The organism is Mycobacterium angelicum (assembly GCF_002086155.1).
Taxonomy (GTDB): Bacteria; Actinomycetota; Actinomycetes; order Mycobacteriales; family Mycobacteriaceae; genus Mycobacterium; species Mycobacterium angelicum.
Genome location: NZ_MVHE01000246.1, coordinates 1 through 608, shown reverse-complemented (window position 1 = coordinate 608; position 608 = coordinate 1). Strand labels below are relative to the sequence as shown.

Here is a 608-nt window from a genome sequence, read left to right as displayed (position 1 = left end):
GCCCCGGCCCTACAAGGCGCCCTCAACGCCTTGATCACGGCAGGTCAGAACTTCGCCGCCGGATTCAGCGCCATCTTCCCCGCCCTGTCGGCCAGCTTCTCGGCCACCTTCCCCGCCCTGTCGGCGGCCTTCAACGCCACCCTGAGCGCCGCGCTGTCGGGCAGCCTGCCGGCCTTGCAGGCCAGCCTGTCGGGGTTGAGCGCGGCGTTTAACGCCGCATTGAGCGCTGCGCTGTCGGGTGCCCCGGCGTTGCAGGGCGCGTTGAGCGCACTGCTGACGGCGGGGCAGAACTTCGCGGCGGGCTTGAGCGCGGTCTTCCCGGCGCTATCGGCCAGCTTCTCGGCCACCTTCCCGGCGTTGTCGGCGGCGTTCAACGCCACCCTGAGCGCCGCGCTGTCGGGCAGCTTGCCGGCCTTCCAGGCCAGCCTGTCGGGGTTGAGCGCGGCGCTTAACGCCGCATTGAATGCCGCGCTGTCTGGCGCCCCCGCCCTACAAGGCGCCCTCAACGCCTTGATCACGGCAGGTCAGAACTTCGCCGCCGGATTCAGCGCCATCTTCCCCGCCCTGTCGGCCAGCTTCTCGGCCACCTTCCCGGCGTTGTCGGCGGC

Annotated in this window: 1 pseudogene; it reads left to right on the top strand. The window is 70.7% G+C overall.

What is annotated here, in order from left to right:
• Positions 1–608: pseudogene (locus BST12_RS33125) on the top strand (hypothetical protein); the annotation flags it as partial.